14 protein-coding genes are annotated in these 15,654 nt (G+C 50.0%); 4 read left to right on the top strand and 10 right to left on the bottom strand.

Translation table 11 applies throughout. The annotated features are described in order from the left end of the window. The first annotated feature begins 382 nt into the window (after positions 1 to 382). A complete protein-coding gene (locus BZG78_RS05145) occupies positions 383 to 763 on the top strand; it encodes a DUF393 domain-containing protein (protein ID WP_077645955.1) in 381 nt (126 codons plus the stop codon). A gap of 8 nt (positions 764 to 771) precedes the next feature. Continuing rightward, positions 772 to 1,413: a flavin reductase gene (locus BZG78_RS05140; protein WP_077660565.1), complete on the top strand. Its 642-nt coding sequence runs from the start codon at positions 772 to 774 to the stop codon at positions 1,411 to 1,413. A gap of 75 nt (positions 1,414 to 1,488) precedes the next feature. Here the strand turns inward: BZG78_RS05140 and epmB are convergent, their stop codons facing one another. Then, entirely contained in the window at positions 1,489 to 2,511 is a 1,023-nt protein-coding gene (gene epmB / locus BZG78_RS05135; protein ID WP_021023461.1) for an EF-P beta-lysylation protein EpmB, read from the bottom strand. Between the two features lie 33 nt (positions 2,512 to 2,544). Here epmB and efp point away from each other — a divergent pair, with 33 nt between their 5' ends. Further along, positions 2,545 to 3,111 carry an elongation factor P gene (efp, locus tag BZG78_RS05130; protein WP_021023462.1) on the top strand — a complete coding sequence of 189 codons (567 nt, stop codon included), beginning with the start codon at positions 2,545 to 2,547 and terminating at the stop codon, positions 3,109 to 3,111. A 67-nt stretch (positions 3,112 to 3,178) separates the two neighbouring features. On the opposite strand, the gene frdD is transcribed toward efp, so the two are convergent. The 4 genes from frdD to frdA are packed head-to-tail and all read right to left on the bottom strand — an operon-like array spanning position 3,179 to position 6,487. After that, a complete protein-coding gene (gene frdD, locus BZG78_RS05125; protein ID WP_077460027.1) occupies positions 3,179 to 3,541 on the bottom strand; it encodes a fumarate reductase subunit FrdD in 363 nt (120 codons plus the stop codon). 8 nt (positions 3,542 to 3,549) lie between these two features. Then, complete coding sequence (gene frdC / locus BZG78_RS05120) at positions 3,550 to 3,933, bottom strand: fumarate reductase subunit FrdC (RefSeq protein WP_077660564.1); 384 nt, start codon at positions 3,931 to 3,933, stop codon at positions 3,550 to 3,552. Next, positions 3,930 to 4,685, bottom strand: coding sequence for a succinate dehydrogenase/fumarate reductase iron-sulfur subunit (locus BZG78_RS05115; protein WP_021023465.1), 756 nt, complete (start codon positions 4,683 to 4,685; stop codon positions 3,930 to 3,932). The genes frdC and BZG78_RS05115 overlap by 4 nt, the downstream gene beginning before the upstream one ends. Continuing rightward, complete coding sequence (gene frdA, locus BZG78_RS05110) at positions 4,682 to 6,487, bottom strand: fumarate reductase (quinol) flavoprotein subunit (protein ID WP_077660568.1); 1,806 nt, start codon at positions 6,485 to 6,487, stop codon at positions 4,682 to 4,684. Before frdA ends, BZG78_RS05115 begins: the two co-directional genes overlap by 4 nt. A gap of 314 nt (positions 6,488 to 6,801) precedes the next feature. Here frdA and epmA point away from each other — a divergent pair, with 314 nt between their 5' ends. Further along, complete coding sequence (epmA, locus tag BZG78_RS05105) at positions 6,802 to 7,779, top strand: elongation factor P--(R)-beta-lysine ligase (protein ID WP_077660567.1); 978 nt, start codon at positions 6,802 to 6,804, stop codon at positions 7,777 to 7,779. 56 nt (positions 7,780 to 7,835) lie between these two features. Here epmA and BZG78_RS05100 read toward each other — a convergent pair whose 3' ends face one another. From BZG78_RS05100 to rsgA, 5 genes are all read right to left on the bottom strand, one after another. Further along, positions 7,836 to 9,713, bottom strand: a complete 1,878-nt coding sequence (locus BZG78_RS05100) for a methyl-accepting chemotaxis protein (protein ID WP_077660563.1) — start codon at positions 9,711 to 9,713, stop codon at positions 7,836 to 7,838. A gap of 202 nt (positions 9,714 to 9,915) precedes the next feature. Next, positions 9,916 to 11,802 carry a methyl-accepting chemotaxis protein gene (locus BZG78_RS05095; RefSeq protein WP_077660562.1) on the bottom strand — a complete coding sequence of 629 codons (1,887 nt, stop codon included), beginning with the start codon at positions 11,800 to 11,802 and terminating at the stop codon, positions 9,916 to 9,918. A gap of 227 nt (positions 11,803 to 12,029) precedes the next feature. After that, positions 12,030 to 13,436 (bottom strand): DASS family sodium-coupled anion symporter, encoded by a 1,407-nt coding sequence (locus tag BZG78_RS05090; RefSeq protein WP_077660561.1) that lies wholly within the window; start codon positions 13,434 to 13,436, stop codon positions 12,030 to 12,032. 182 nt (positions 13,437 to 13,618) lie between these two features. After that, a complete protein-coding gene (asd, locus tag BZG78_RS05085) occupies positions 13,619 to 14,482 on the bottom strand; it encodes an archaetidylserine decarboxylase (protein ID WP_077660560.1) in 864 nt (287 codons plus the stop codon). A 97-nt stretch (positions 14,483 to 14,579) separates the two neighbouring features. After that, the gene (rsgA, locus tag BZG78_RS05080) at positions 14,580 to 15,632 is read right to left on the bottom strand and encodes a small ribosomal subunit biogenesis GTPase RsgA (RefSeq protein ID WP_021023472.1); all 1,053 of its coding nucleotides are present in this window, start codon (positions 15,630 to 15,632) and stop codon (positions 14,580 to 14,582) included. Between the last annotated feature and the right edge of the window lie 22 nt (positions 15,633 to 15,654).

Raw genomic sequence — 15,654 nt, 5'->3', positions numbered from 1 at the left:
GTGTGGGGTCTCCCCATGTGAGAGTAGGACATCGCCAGGCTCTCATTGCTTATCTTGTTGATAGCTCGATGCTTTTGATATCTGCGATGCTCATGTATTGGCATACACTGCGCGTCTCGATTCAAAATCCTCATCGCATCAAACAAGATAATCTAATTAGCGCTTAGTATTAGGCTTTAGTTAGCAAAAATTTAATCATCAAAGCGAATATGCGTAAGACTTTGATGAGTAGAAATACGAAGCCCTGACCTAACGGTCGGGGCTTTTTTGTATCTTTAATCTTTGATGAAAAACCAATAGAGCCTTGGCCTGACGGTCAGGGCTTTCTTTTTTTGATCGAGTGTCCCCGCCGGCGCGTATTAGTGCCTTAGGAGGTACCATTATGGTAACTGTGTTCTATGACAGCATGTGTCCTTTGTGTGTGAAAGAAATGCGTAAGCTCTCGCGTTGGGATGGCGACGATGCGCTGCGATTGGTTGATATTCACCAAGCGGATTTTTCCATTGATTTTCCCAACGTTGATCCCAGCTCGGCGAATCGTATTTTGCATGCACAAGATAATGACGGGCAAATGGTGTATGGTTTAGATGCAACCTATGTAGCGTGGGATGCGGTTGGAAAAGGCGCTTGGGTGAGTTGGTTACGCTGGCCGGTTATTGCGTGGTTTGCAGACAAAGCCTATCTTTTCTTTGCCCAGCACCGTTATCGGATCTCGGCGATTTTGACGGGCCAAGCACGCTGCCAACAATGTCAGATTAAATAAGGAAACCCATGTCACTGAGCGTGTATGAGAAAGAAGCCATAGTTGCGATGGAAAAACGCTACCGTGCGACTTTTGTGAACAGCTTATCAGGATTTAAATCAGCCAACTTGTTGGGCACCAGCGATACAAACCAACAAACCAATTTATGTATTGTGAGCTCAGTGTTTCATCTCGGAGCAAACCCTGCGTTAATGGGGGTGATAATCCGCCCTGATACTGTGCCGCGTGATACGTTGGAAAACATTAGAGCGACGGGGTTTTATACACTTAATCACGTACAAAAAGAGATGATTGTGGCGGCTCATCAAACGTCAGCGCGTTACCCTCACGATATCTCTGAATTTGATCAGGTTGGTTTGACGCCTTTATGGCGTGAAAAGTTTGGTGCGCCTTTTGTACAAGAAGCCGCGATCCGCCTTGGTCTTGTTCTCCGTGAAGAGCACACCATGGCGATCAATGGTACTCACTTGTTAGTGGGGGAAATAATCGAAGCGCACGTGCCAGACAGTTGTGTCAGTGAGGATGGCTTTGTCGACATCGAGCAAGCAGGCACCGTTGCCTTGAGCGGATTAGATTGCTACCACACCGCCAGCCGTGTTGGTCGTCTGAGTTATGCTAAACCTGACTGCCAGCCAGAGTGGCTTGATTAGCGGGTACGAGCCATATAGTGGTCGGATAGTGCGTAAGTTTCACGTATCGTCCGGGCATCAGCGGTTTAGTTCTGGCTATTCTAACTGAAGATCCAGCGGCGTTTTACTTGCTCGGCCACCGGTTTCCCGAGTCAGTCGAGGGACTAAATAGCCGGAGAGCTGCTCGATAATCTCCTGCATTAAGGCGCGCGCTTCATCGTCTGAGACTAAAAAGTGAGCGGCGCCTTGGACTTTATCCAATACATGCAGGTAGTAAGGTAAAACGCCGGCATCAAATAGTCGTTGACTCAGTGCCACCAACGCATCCGCACTGTCATTCACCCCTTTTAGCAGCACGCTTTGATTGAGCAGCGTAATTCCCGCTTGTCGCAATGTGTGGAGCTTATCGCTTAACTCGGTATCTATCTCATTGGCATGATTGATGTGAGTAACCATCACCACTTGCAGGCGTGAGCGAGACAAACGTTCAGTAAGCGCAGAGGTGATACGCGCTGGGATCACCACCGGCAGACGAGAGTGAATGCGTAGCCGTTTCACATGATTCATCGGCTCAATGGCGCTGATAAGCCAATCAAGTTCATCGTCCTTGGCCATCAGGGGATCGCCGCCGGATAAGATCACTTCGTCAATTTCATGATGTGCAGCGATATAATCCAATGCACCTTGCCATACGCGTTTGCTGCCCTTGTTATCCTGATAAGGAAAATGGCGACGGAAGCAATAGCGGCAATTTATCGCGCAGCCTCCTTTAACGATTAGTAATACGCGGTTGTGGTATTTATGCAATAACCCAGGAATCGCATTATCTTGCTCTTCAAGCGGATCAGCGCTGAAGCCCTCTACCTCATTAAACTCCTGCGCGATAGGTAACACTTGCTTAAGCAGCGGGTCGTTCGGATTGCCTTTTTCCATTCGGGCAACAAAACTGCGAGGAACGCGTTGTGAAAACAAGCGGCGCGCGGCAAAACCGGACGTCCATTCCTCTGGTGAAATTTCAAGCAGTTGCAGCAATTCACTGGGATCTGTGATCGCCTCTGCGAGTTCTTTGATCCAGTTTCGCTCAACAGCAGGCTGGATTCGGGTTATGATGTGCGACATTTGTGAAAACTCGAAGATGTTAAGAGGATCAAGATGGCGTCTTTCAGCACCAATGAATTCCGCGGCGGCATGAAAATTATGCTCGATAACGAGCCGTGTGTCATTACCGAAAATGAATTTGTGAAACCAGGTAAAGGCCAAGCCTTTAACCGGGTCAAACTGCGTAAGCTGATCTCTGGCAAAGTCTTGGAAAAGACTTTTAAATCCGGTGATACAGTTGAAGCGGCCGATGTGATTGAAGTGGATATGGATTACCTTTATACCGACGGTGAATTCTTCCACTTTATGAACAACGAAACCTTTGAACAAATTGCGGCCAATGAAAGTGCCGTCGGTGAGAATGTTAAATGGTTGGTTGAAAACAACAGCTGTACGCTTACCCTTTGGAATGGTGATCCGATTGTGGTCACACCGCCTAATTTCGTTGAACTAGAAGTGACGGAAACGGATCCTGGCCTAAAAGGGGATACCCAAGGCACAGGCGGTAAGCCGGCAACATTGACCACAGGTGCGGTTGTACGAGTGCCTTTGTTTATTCAAATCGGTGAAGTGCTCAAAGTCGATACGCGCTCTGGCGAGTATGTTGGACGCGTAAAATAATGACCGACAATAAAAAGCCCTGAGTGTGATTCACCAGGGCTTTTTGTTTTATTGCTTTTAGCACACGCTAGATCATCAATACTAAAAGCGCGGCGACGACACTGACCGTAAATGCAATCGCATAACAGACAACTTTGCCTGCCAAGCCGATATGCAGCTTAAGGTCGTGCAGGCCATGGTGAATGCGGTGCATCGCATGCCACATGGGTAGTGCTAAGGTGGCGAGGATAAGTAACTTGCCCAGCCAATGTTCGGCAAACATCATGACACGGTCATAGCTGAGTGCGCTGGGATCAATAATACCAAGCGGCACTAAGATCCCTAAAATCAGCACGGTAATAGGGGTGAACATGGCGAACCAAGTCCCCCCAGCACCAAATAAACTCCACCAAATTGGCTCATCGGAACGTTTTGGTTTGGGATCGATCATAACACCTCCTAAATGAGCACCAAGGCGATCAGTGATACTACAGCCACCGCGCCCCATTGTGCGCCAATCACCCATTTACTATCCAATAGCTTCCCTTTGATTCGAATTGGCATGACTTGTGGCATCATGCTGAAAAACGTCGTGGCGTGGAACAAGCTGGCGATTAACGCGACCAGATTGAGTAACACCACAACTGGATGGGCCATATAGTCAAGCCATCCCTGCCAGGCCTGTGGGCCTTGTACCAAGCAAATTAATCCCGCGGTTAGGCTGAGAGTAAAGAAGACTAAAGGCAGCACAGTTGCTTCTCGTATCATGTAGAAGCGATAAAACGGGTGGTGCAGCCACCAAGTACGAGGCATAGGCCGTACATAAGGTTTACGGTTACTCATCCTGTTACCTCCTTCCCTTCTTTATTGGGATTAAACATGGCGATCACCATATCTTGCGTGGAGGCCACTTTTCCTTGGTTAACCGCACCAGCAGGATCGACCCCTTTAGGGCACACTTGTGAGCAATAGCCAACAAACGTACACCCCCAGGCGCCGTTATCACTATTAATCAGTGGCATACGCTCGTGCTGACCACCGTCGCGACTGTCCAGATTATAACGATGCGCAAGTGTGATGGCGGCGGGACCTAAAAAGTCAGGGTTGAGGCCAAATTGCGGACACGCTGCGTAACAAAGACCGCAATTAATACAGGCTGCGAACTGCTTGTAGCGCGCCATTTGTTCAGGCGTTTGCGTATTAGGCCCGTCTTCGGGGCGGCGGTCATTACCTAAAATATACGGTTTGATCGCTTCAAGACGTTCAATAAATGGTGTCATATCCACCACCAGATCTTTTTCGATCGCAAAGTTAGCCAAAGGCTCAATCAGTACCCCTTTGGGGTAATCACGTAAAAACGCTTTACAGGCTAGCTTTGGCACGCCATCAACCATCATGCCACACGAGCCACAAATGGCCATGCGACAAGACCAGCGATAAGACAGTGACTTATCCAGGTTATCCTTGATATAACCCAGCGCATCCAGAACCGACATGGTTTCGTCACCGGTGACCACGAAGTCTTGCGTGTAGGGGGCCTCATCCGTTGCGGGATCATACCTGAGCACTGAGACCTGATAGGTAGCTTGCGTCATTTTGCGTGCTCCTCTTGTTGGTCGGCGCTGTCACGATTCGCTTGCTCTGCCGCATCACCATACAGTCGTGCTTGAGGTTGTGACTTGGTTATTTTGACATCGCCATAGTCGATGCGAGGGCCATGCTCTGCTTGATAGAACGCCAAAGTATGCTTGAGATAGTTTTCATCATCACGGCTGGTGCAGCCTTCATCAAGACGTTGGTGTGCGCCGCGTGACTCTTTACGCTGTATCGCGGAATGTGCCATGGCTTCGGCGACTTCTAGGCCATAGCCTACTTCAATGGCGTACAGCAGGTCGGTATTAAACACACTGCCTTTATCTTGAATGCTGATATTTTGGTAGCGAGCTTTCAGTTCGGCAATTTTATCAATCGTGGCCTGCATTAAGTCTTCTCGACGATAAATACCACAACCCGCTTCCATGGTTTCACCGAGCTCGCGACGAATATCCGCCCAGTTTTCTTCTCCTTGATTAGAGAGCAACTGATCAATGTGCGCTTTCACGTCTTGAATTTGAGCGTCGATGGCCGCTTGGTTCCAATCTGTGAAACTGCTAGCACGCTTGGCAGCGCCCTCACCGGCTAAACGACCGAAGACAGCAAGCTCGGCGAGCGAGTTTGAACCAAGACGATTGGCGCCGTGTAAGCCAACAGAAGAGCACTCACCGACTGCAAATAGGCCTTTAACACGTGTTTCCGTTTGCGCGTCGGTTTCGATCCCTCCCATGGTGTAATGCACCGTTGGGCGGATAGGGATCGGCTCTTTGGCTGGGTCAACATTGACATAGGCTTTCGCCAGCTCACAGATAAAGGGTAGGCGCTCTTGAATATAGTCTTCACCCAGGTGGCGCAAGTCGAGATGCACCACATCACCGAGTGTGTGCTTAATGGTGTTGCCTTTTTGTTGCTCGTGCCAAAAAGCCTGAGAGACTTTATCGCGCGGGCCAAGTTCCATGTATTTATTCTTCGGTTGACCGACCGGCGTTTCTGGGCCCATACCGTAATCTTGCAAGTAACGATAACCGTCTTTGTTGACAATAATGCCGCCTTCACCTCGGCAGCCCTCGGTCATTAAGATACCTGTCCCCGGCAATCCGGTTGGATGATATTGTACGAATTCCATATCGCGTAGTGGAATCCCGTGACGATACGCCATGGCCATGCCATCACCGGTGACAATGCCACCATTGGTGTTACAGCTATATACTCGGCCGGCCCCCCCGGTTGCCAATACGACCGACTTGGCTTTGATACAGACGAGCTCGCCTTCTGCCATGTGTAAGGCAATCAACCCCTGTACCTGCCCCTCATCGATAATCAAATCGACAACAAAATATTCGTCTAGGCGCTGGATTTGTGGGTATTTGACCGAGGTTTGGAATAAGGTATGCAACATGTGAAAGCCGGTTTTATCGGCAGCGAACCACGTCCGCTCCACTTTCATACCGCCGAATCGACGCACATTAATGCTGCCGTCGTCTTTACGGCTCCAAGGGCACCCCCATTGCTCCAATTGCACCATTTCATGGGCGCAATTTTTAACAAAGTAGTCGACAACGTCTTGCTCACATAACCAATCGCCGCCGCTGACGGTATCATTAAAATGATTGTCTAAGCTGTCCTCGTCCTTGATGACGGCCGCTGAGCCACCTTCCGCCGCCACAGTGTGTGAGCGCATCGGGTAGACCTTAGACACCAATGCAATATTAAGAGAGGGATCGGCCTCTGCAGCCGCAATAGCGGTGCGCAGTCCAGCGCCACCGGCGCCGATAACTGCAATATCTGTAGTGAGAGTCCGCACGTTCATCCTCCAGTGTTATAGGGAAAGCCAGTGCTTGGCTTGTTTATTGTTGTGCTGTCATAGTAGGCAATCTCGTCTGCGTAAAAATTGACTCAGTCGGGGAATTGCCGCGATTTTGCGGGCATGGGTGTTAAATTGCATAAAAGTGTGAGATGAATCGGTAAGTGTGCGATGGCGTTGAAAAAACGCGCAAGACTTGCAATAGAAATGCGCCATGTGACACGCCAATATTGCGTAACAAGCAAGCAGGAAGGCGCTTGTTATTTTGCTTGCTGGCGATAGACTGGCGCCATGGTGCGAACAGAGAATTTTTTATGACCTTAACCACGCAATGGCAACCAACCGCGTCGCTAGAGCAACTAAAAAAGCGAGCCGATATCATGGCACGCCTTCGGCAATTTTTTGCTGACCGTGGCGTATGGGAAGTGGATACGCCAGCACTTAGCCAAGCGGCGGTCACCGATGTGCACCTACATAGCTTTAAAACGTCTTTGGTTGGGCCAGGTTTCGCTGACGGCGTGTCGTTGCACTTAATGACCAGCCCTGAGTTTCATATGAAGCGCTTACTGGCCGCGGGGAGCGGGCCGATTTACCAAATCAGTAAAGCGTTTCGTAACGAAGAAGCTGGCCGTTACCACAATCCGGAATTTACCATGCTCGAATGGTATCGCCCTGGTTTTGATCACCACCAGTTGATGGATGAAATGAACGCGTTGTTACAAGCTGTACTAAGGTGTCAGGCTGCGACACGGATGAGCTATCAAGAGGCGTTTGAGTCTACTACCGGGCTGTGTCCATTAACCGCGGATATTCCTCAGCTGCGCGCACTTGCGGCCACCCAGGGATTGGCCGATATCACCCAAGATGAGACAGATAAAGATACCTTGTTGCAACTGCTTTTCTCGGTGATGGTGGAGCCCAATATTGGCTTACAGGCTCCTGTTTTTGTTTATGACTTTCCCGAATCACAAGCAGCGTTAGCAAAAATTAGCCAAGCAGATCCACGTGTTGCGCATCGCTTTGAGGTGTATTACCAAGGGATTGAGCTGGCAAATGGTTTTTATGAGTTGCAAGACGCTTGCGAACAGCGTCGGCGGTTTGAGGCGGATAACCAAGCGCGGATTGCACGAGGGTTAGCGCCACAACCTATCGATACGCACTTGCTCGCCGCATTAGAGGCAGGCTTACCCGATTGTGCGGGCGTGGCGCTGGGTGTTGACCGCTTAGTCATGCTGGCTTTGGGGTGTGACCATATTGATGCGGTGACCGCGTTTCCTGTTTCGCGCGCTTAACAAGGCCGCACCGATAAAAACGCCGCCCGAAGACGGCGTTTAGGGCAGGCACCGGTTTAGACTTTAAATTTAGATAAGTCTTGATGCATGTCTTGAGCCGCCTGCGCCATGCTGTCACCTTGGTCGCCTGTGGCGCTCGCTTGTTGATGGATCTCGTAGGAGAGATCTTTTACCGCTTGGGTATTGCGATTAATATCGTCGGTGACCGCGCGCTGCTCTTCTGCGGCGCTGGCAATTTGAATCGCCATTTCTGAAATCCGCCCAATCGCAGTGGTGATTTGGTTGAGACGCTCACTCGCAGCTTCAGCACGATCAACGCTTGATGTCGCCATCTCATTACTTTGGGTCATATCATCCACGGCCCGTTGCGTCGTGTGTTGCAGGGTCTCAATCATATTGCGAATTTCTTCGGTGGAGTCGTGTGTCCGTTGGCTTAATACCCGTACTTCATCGGCGACTACCGCAAAGCCGCGCCCTTGTTCACCCGCGCGTGCCGCTTCTATCGCCGCATTCAATGCCAACAGGTTGGTTTGTTCCGCCACCCCTTGTATGGTCGCAATAATTTGGTTAATGCTCTGCGCGTTCTCATCCAGTTCACGGATCACATTGGTGGCGCGCTCGACTTGCTGAGCCAATTGAGTGATGGCGTCGCGGTTGTCACCTACCACACTTAACCCTTCTTGGCATGATTGCTCCGCTTGTTGCGCCGATGTGGCGGTATCCTCGGCATGGCTGGCCACTTCGTTGGCGGTGGTCGACATCTCATGGATCGCGGTAGCAATTTGGTCGACATCGTTTTGCTGCTTGTCGACTAATTGACTCGATTGTAACGCATGGGTTCGGCATTCCTCGGCGCTTTGCGACAATGTCATGCTTTGATTGACCGCTTTACCGACCATTTGCTGAAGTTGTGCAAGGAAGGCGTTAACGTACTCGGCCAATTCACCAATTTCATCGCGACGGGCTATGTTGATCCTTTGGGTCAGATCACCCTCACCGGCAGAGAGCGTCCGCACCGCCGCGGTTAATTCACTCAACGGCTTGAGTAATTGTTTAATCAGGGCCCCGGCGATAAAGGCGATCACGACAAAAAGAATGACTGAGGCGATCACCACAAAAGTAATTTGCTCTGATACGGAGGCATAAGCTTGCGCTTTATCTTCGACAATACCCAGCGTCCAATCGGTGTTGGGGACGGTTATTGCAGCAAGCAGTTTTTCTTTGCCGTTGAGCTCAAAGGTGGTGAGTTGGCGTTGCGCACTGGCATTGGCCATAAAGTTGCGAGTCAGCTCGTCATCCAGATCGGTGAGCGGTTGGCGACTTAAGTCCGTATCACGATACGCGACGAGGCGATTTTCACCGTCGACCAAAAAGGCAAAGCCATTACTGAGCTTCAAATTGAGCACCTGCTCGACGATATCAGTCACGGTGACATCGGCGGCGATCACACCTTGGTATTGGCCATTAAAGGCCTTGGCTAAACTGACCACTAGGCTACCGTCAAAATCCTGATAGGGCTCAGTAATAATAAGTTCATTGACTCCACTCGCACTCTGGTACCAGGGCCGTGTGCGCGGATCGTAATCCGCTGGCCAGTCTTCACTTTTATCACCATAAGCAATGCGTCCATCGCTAAATCCAGCATAAACGGATAAAAAGTGCCCCGCACGCTTCGTCACTAGCAGTTCACGATCGACATTGGCGTTATTTGCAATCAGTGTCTCATTGGCCAGAAGCATATCGGCACGCGTACTTAACCAGCTATCAATGAACTGGGTGGTGGCATCACCGACATCATGCATTTGTTTGGTAATGCTGGTGGTGGTTTCAGTTTGGAGCTGACGCACAGAAATGCTGGCAAGCACCGCACTGACCAGCGCGACGATAAAGGCAATAGCCACAATGATTTTCAGCTTAATTGTCGGCTTGGGCATAGACACATTTCCATCTCATTAAAAAATATCTTTGAGTGTATACGCAAGGCTTACAGCAAAGTTAGATCAATGAGGCAAATCGCGTTGATAAGTGAGGATAAGGAATCGTTGAACGCAGAATTTGTGATCTTTCTGCCAATAGAGAGGCTGCCTACTGGTATAGGCAGCCTGGTTGCATCGCCGTGTTCATATCGTTGATGCGTTAGACTTTAAATTTAGACAAGTCACTGTGCATCGCCTGCGCGTCTTGCGCCATTTGCTCGCCTTGCTCCCCCGTTTCGTTCGATTTTTGATGAAGCTCCAGTGATAAATCGCGCACCGCTTGGGTATTGCGATTGATATCTTCAGTGACGGCACGTTGCTCTTCAGCCGCGCTGGCAATTTGTGCCGCCATTTCGGAGATATCGCCAATCGCGCGTGTGATTTGATTGAGTTTATCACTGGCTGAGGCGGCGCGATCGACACTGGAGGTTGCCATTTCGTTACTTTGGGTCATGCCATCCACCGCACGTTGTGTCGTGTTCTGCAGCGTTTCTATCATATTGCGGATTTCTTCGGTGGAGTCGTGCGTGCGTTGACTCAGTACACGTACCTCGTCAGCGACCACCGCAAACCCTCGGCCTTGCTCACCAGCACGCGCAGCCTCGATCGCGGCGTTAAGCGCCAGTAGGTTCGTTTGCTCGGCAATCCCTTGGATGGTGGAAATGATTTGATTAATGCTTTGCGAGTTTGTGTCTAGCTCTCGAATCACATTGGTGGCTTGTTCGACCTGTTCTGCCAACTGTGTGATCGCGTCACGGTTACTTTCCACGACCTCTAAGCCATCTCGGCATGAACTTTCTGCTTCTTGGGCTGAACGAGCGGTTTGTTCGGCATTGCTGGCCACTTCATTGGCAGTGGCTGACATTTGGTGAATGGCGGTCGCGATTTGATCGACATCACCTTGCTGTTGTCCGACCAAACCGGTCGACTGATGCGCAAGATTTCGACATTGGTCCGCGCGTTCAGACAATCCCACACTTTGGGTGACGCTTCGACCAATCATGGCTTGCAATTGCGCTAAAAACGCATTGACGTGTCCGGCTAACTCACCGATTTCATCGTGGCGCACAATATCAAGACGCTGAGTAAGATCGCCATTGCCTTGCGATAAGGAACTTACTGCGTGCGTCAGCTGAGTCAGCGGGGCCAGCATACGGTGAATGAGGAAGCCGGCAATAAAAGCGATAACGACAAACAAAATCACCGACGTGACCAACGTGGAGACTATTTGCTCGGAAACGGAGGCAAACGCCAGTTGTTTGTCTTGAACCACCCCTAGACTCCAGTTAGCGCCTTCCACTTTTGTGACCGCAATGAGTTTTTCGCGGCCATCGCCATCGAACGTCACGGTGCCCAGTGCTTGGCTGTTTCGTGCATTTTGGATGAAGGCTGGTGTGAGCTCATCGTCGACCTGCGTTAAAGCTTGTCCACTCAGCGCGGTATCGCGATAGGCGACCACCTTATTGTTGCTATCAACCAAAAACGCGAAGCCTTCGTTGGGTAGGCGTACGTTAAGCACCTCTTTGACAATGGCGTCGACAGATAAGTCAGCAGCAATAACCCCTTCGAACTGTTGATTAAATGCTTTAGCAAAGCTGATGACCATGCCAGCGCCATTGGCATCGACATAAGGAGGCGTAATAATTAAATCGTTTGCCGCATTGGCTTGCTTATACCAAGGACGTGAACGAGGGTCATAGTCGGTTGGCCAGCTTTCGGTTTTATCACCATAGGCGATGGTTCCATCAGCAAAGCCGGCATAGACGGTAAGAAAATCACCCTGGCGTTTGGTCAGTAATAATTCGCGATCAACATTCGGTTGGCTAGCAATCAAAGGCACATTCGCGACGAGCATTTTGCTGCGGATGTCGAGCCATTCTTCGATAAAGTTGCTCGTTGATAGCCCCACATCTCTCATTTGAGCGGTGACGCTTTGTTCGGTTTCTGCTTCAAGTTGATTGACTGAAAACCATGCCTGTACTGCACTGACTAAGGCGACGACCAAAGCAACCGCAAGTAATATTTTGGTCTTGATGGTAAATTTCATTAAAGATCCCTCGTACTACCACACTATGACGACACTTTCTTATTGAGTATCTGCTTAATTGTAGAAAGCTTGAGCCTGGGAGGGGATAGAATTAAAAAAAAGTTTTCCTCTCAAGCTCGCTAACGCCTGCATCACTCGTGTTATCCCATTTTTAACCAATAAAAAATAGACACTTATGTAAAATGGAAACGACTTATCGGTTTTTTGTCTCATCGATGAAACGCCTGTCAGGTTAATAAGACAACCCCGCCATAAACCAGCATCAAACCACTAACCCCGAGAATAAGGCCGACTTTGACCAGATCTTGACTACTGATAAACCCCGTGGAGTAAGCGAGCGAGTTGGGAGGGGTCGATACCGGTAAAATCATGCCGAGAGAGGCGGAAAAAGCGACAACAATGAGCAAGCCTTGCATGCCGCCAATGCTTGCTAACGCTGGCATGGAAGAGGCAATCGCCGCCGCAATCGGCATTAACAAGTTTGCGGTCGCTGTATTGGACATAAAATTAGCCATCAGCCAGCAAATCACCGATAAGGTAATTAAAACGGTCATGGCAGTGAGCAAGCTGTAATCCACTGCATGGGCGAGGGCTGCGGCGAGACCGGTTTGATCCAGTGCGATCCCCATTGCAATCCCGCCGGCGACCAGCCAAAGCACATCCCAGTTAATTTGCTTAAGCTCTGGCTTACCAATGATCCCTGTCAGGGTAAAAATAGCCAGAGGGATCACCGCGACGACATACGTATTCATGCCATGAGCGCCTGTGGTGAGCCACAGAACAATGGTCAGCGCAAAGGTAATATAAACGGTATAGGCTTGCCAGCTTTGTAAAAAACGGCCTTCTAACGCAAGCTCCACTCGAGTGTGTTGACTGCGAAAGAGGCGTTGTAACAGCCACCAAGCAAAACTGAGTTGGACGATCACGAAGGGGAGCCCCATCTTCATCCAGTCTAAAAAGGAGACTTGATATTCGCCGGTTAAATACTGTAGCGCGATCGCGTTTGGCGGTGTGCCGATAGGGGTAGCGATTCCTCCGGTATTCGCGGCGACCGGAATGCAAAGCACCATCGCTTTAATTAACGGATCGCCTTTGGGTAGCACACTGATAATGGGCGCTAATAGGGCCAACATCATGACAGTTGTCGCGGTATTGGACATAAACATTGAAAATACCGCCGTGATCAACATCAGCCCCAGCATAATGAACTTGGGGTGTTGGCCGAAAGGTTTGAGTAACACGCGGGCAAGGTTAATGTCGAGCTGATATTTAGACGCCGCGATAGCCAACGAAAACCCACCCATAAACAGGATGATAATAGGCGATGAAAAGGCACTTAATATATCGGTGTAAGGAATTAACTCGCCACGCGGATGATGAGGCGTTATGCCACGAAACCAGTGCAAGCCTTTGTCTGAAATCATGATCAGTTGCAGGGTGATGATGAGCAAAGACGTAGAAAAAACGGGAACGGGCTCAAGCACCCACAATAACGCGGCCATTAAAAAGATGGCTAATAAGCGGTGCTGAATAATCGTAAGATCGGCAATAGGCAACCAATCAGTGGGGATGAGCAGTAATAATAAGGGGAAGCCGAGTGCGACAAGTAGCTTGATAAAACGAGCATTAACCACAAATACGCTCCTTCGTCATTGGTGGGCGACCGCGTCATGCCTTACAGTTGGATTGGCAAGCGCTTTATTGCTAACAGAATACCTCCAATAATACGGACCTTGCCTGTTGATTAACGGGAAAAATCTCCGAATTTCGACACAAAAAAGGGGCATAAATGCCCCTTATCTCACAATTTTTTCGATTACGCCTGCCGATGCGCGTAGGGCTGCCCCATTTGCGTAGGTGCGCCAGGGGTAACTTGGTCGTCGAAGTGCAGGGCACCGTTTGGAAAGAGGTTAATCACGGTTGAGCCCAGCTTGAATCGGCCCATCTCATCACCTTGGACAAAGTGAATCGCTTGCTCGCCCTCGGTCGGGTATTGCCAACGACGAATGCTGCCGCCAGTTGGCGGTGTCACCGTGCCCGCCCACGTGGTTTCAATGCTACCGACAATGGTCGCCCCCACTAAAATTTGCGCCATGGGGCCGAAATCTGTTTCAAAGAGACAGACAACACGCTCATTGCGCGCGAACAGGTTGGGAACGTTTTCTGCTGTTACCGGGTTGACTGAAAAGAGATCGCCAGGAATATAGATCATCTCGCGCAGTACCCCGTCGCATGGCATATGGACGCGGTGATAATCACGCGGTGAGAGATATAAGGTGGCGAACGCTCCCTCATCAAATTGGCTGGCGAGTGCTGCATCGCCGCCGATTAATTCGGTTAATGAAAAGTAGTGGCCTTTGGCTTGGATTAATTGCCCCTGCTCGATGCGTCCCGCTTGACTGACGCAGGCATCGGCAGGAAAAACCAAGGTATCATTATCGCCTTCGATGGGACGTAACGCAGGTTTTAGTTCACGGACAAAAAAATCATTAAAGGTACGATAGTAGCCAGGATCACTGACCTTTGCTTCGCCCATATCGACGTGATACTGCTTAATAAACCACTTAATCACCGAGGTTGTGAACCAGCCGCCTTTTAAGCTAGCCAATTTGCCCATGACTCGGGTAAGAGCGTGTTTCGGCGCAAGGTATTGCAGCCCGACTTTTAAATCGTCTCGCACAGTTTCGTCCTGACAAGTTATTGAATGTTAATTACGCTCAATGCGTGCTATGGATTGGCACGCAGTGTAGCGAATCAATACGTGTAGTGACAGCGGCTCACAGTTGCTTATTTCGTGAGAACTGTCGGTTATCTTTTGCTTCTTTCATGCTTTCAATAATGCGGTGGTAGCTGTCAAAGCGTTCGACACTAATATGGCCATCTTCGACCGCCTGACGAAGCAGGCAACCTGGGTCGTCGCCATGTTTGCAGTCGCGGAATTTGCACCCACCTAAATACTCACGAAATTCGACAAACCCATGGGCGATTTGTTCCGGCTCAAGGTGCCATAAACCGAACTCGCGCACGCCAGGCGAGTCAATGAGATCGCCCCCTTGGGCGAAATGATACAAGCGTGCCGCGGTCGTGGTGTGTTGCCCCAGTCCTGAGTTTTCTGATACCTGATGCGTTTGCGCATGCACATCGGGTAATAAGGTATTGACCAGGCTTGATTTACCCACGCCTGATTGCCCCACGAACACACTGACATGTTGATCCAATTGTTCAACCAGTGTCGACATGCCCTCACCAGAATCGGCGCTCACCATCACCAAGGGATAGCCAATATCTCGATAGATATCGAGCAGCGTCTCGACCATCTCTCGGCCGTCATCATCCAGCAGGTCGACTTTATTGACCACAATGAGCGGGGCGATATTGAGTACTTCACACGCAATTAAGTAACGGTCGATAATATTGAGCGACAGCTCGGGCAAGATCGCGGCCACGATCACCACTTGATCGATATTGGCGGCAACGGGTTTAACGCCGTCATAGTAATCTGGCCGTGTTAGAACCGACATGCGATCATGTACCGCTTCAACCACGCCGGCAAATCCCTCGAGTGCTTCTTTGCCTGGGCGCCAAATGACGCGATCACCTGTTACCAGGCTACCGACGGAACGACGAAGATTGCACCGGTGTATTTTTCCTGTTTGCGGATCTTCAATGTCGGCATGTTGCCCAAATCGCGTGATCACTCGGCCTTCACGAGAGGATTCAAGGGCAGCATCTTCCCATTGGATGTCGTTATCATGCTGTTTGATCCGACGTTGCTGGTTCGATCGAACCCGCCGCAATTGGCCTTTAGTAAGCTTTTTCTTTTTTGCCACGTTGACTCTTATCAGTTAAGTT

The organism is Salinivibrio sp. MA351 (assembly GCF_001996065.1).
Taxonomy (GTDB): domain Bacteria; phylum Pseudomonadota; class Gammaproteobacteria; order Enterobacterales; family Vibrionaceae; genus Salinivibrio; species Salinivibrio costicola.
This window is presented reverse-complemented; position numbering and strand designations above follow the sequence as displayed.

What these genes read in the sequence shown, in the direction of transcription:
- BZG78_RS05145 (WP_077645955.1), top strand. Translation starts at nt 383, where the DNA reads ATGGTAACTGTGTTCTATGACAGCATGTGTCCTTTGTGTGTGAAAGAA.
- BZG78_RS05140 (WP_077660565.1), top strand. Translation starts at nt 772, where the DNA reads ATGTCACTGAGCGTGTATGAGAAAGAAGCCATAGTTGCGATGGAAAAA.
- epmB (WP_021023461.1), bottom strand. Translation starts at nt 2,511, where the DNA reads ATGTCGCACATCATAACCCGAATCCAGCCTGCTGTTGAGCGAAACTGG.
- efp (WP_021023462.1), top strand. Translation starts at nt 2,545, where the DNA reads ATGGCGTCTTTCAGCACCAATGAATTCCGCGGCGGCATGAAAATTATG.
- frdD (WP_077460027.1), bottom strand. Translation starts at nt 3,541, where the DNA reads ATGATCGATCCCAAACCAAAACGTTCCGATGAGCCAATTTGGTGGAGT.
- frdC (WP_077660564.1), bottom strand. Translation starts at nt 3,933, where the DNA reads ATGAGTAACCGTAAACCTTATGTACGGCCTATGCCTCGTACTTGGTGG.
- BZG78_RS05115 (WP_021023465.1), bottom strand. Translation starts at nt 4,685, where the DNA reads ATGACGCAAGCTACCTATCAGGTCTCAGTGCTCAGGTATGATCCCGCA.
- epmA (WP_077660567.1), top strand. Translation starts at nt 6,802, where the DNA reads ATGACCTTAACCACGCAATGGCAACCAACCGCGTCGCTAGAGCAACTA.
- BZG78_RS05100 (WP_077660563.1), bottom strand. Translation starts at nt 9,713, where the DNA reads ATGCCCAAGCCGACAATTAAGCTGAAAATCATTGTGGCTATTGCCTTT.
- BZG78_RS05095 (WP_077660562.1), bottom strand. Translation starts at nt 11,802, where the DNA reads ATGAAATTTACCATCAAGACCAAAATATTACTTGCGGTTGCTTTGGTC.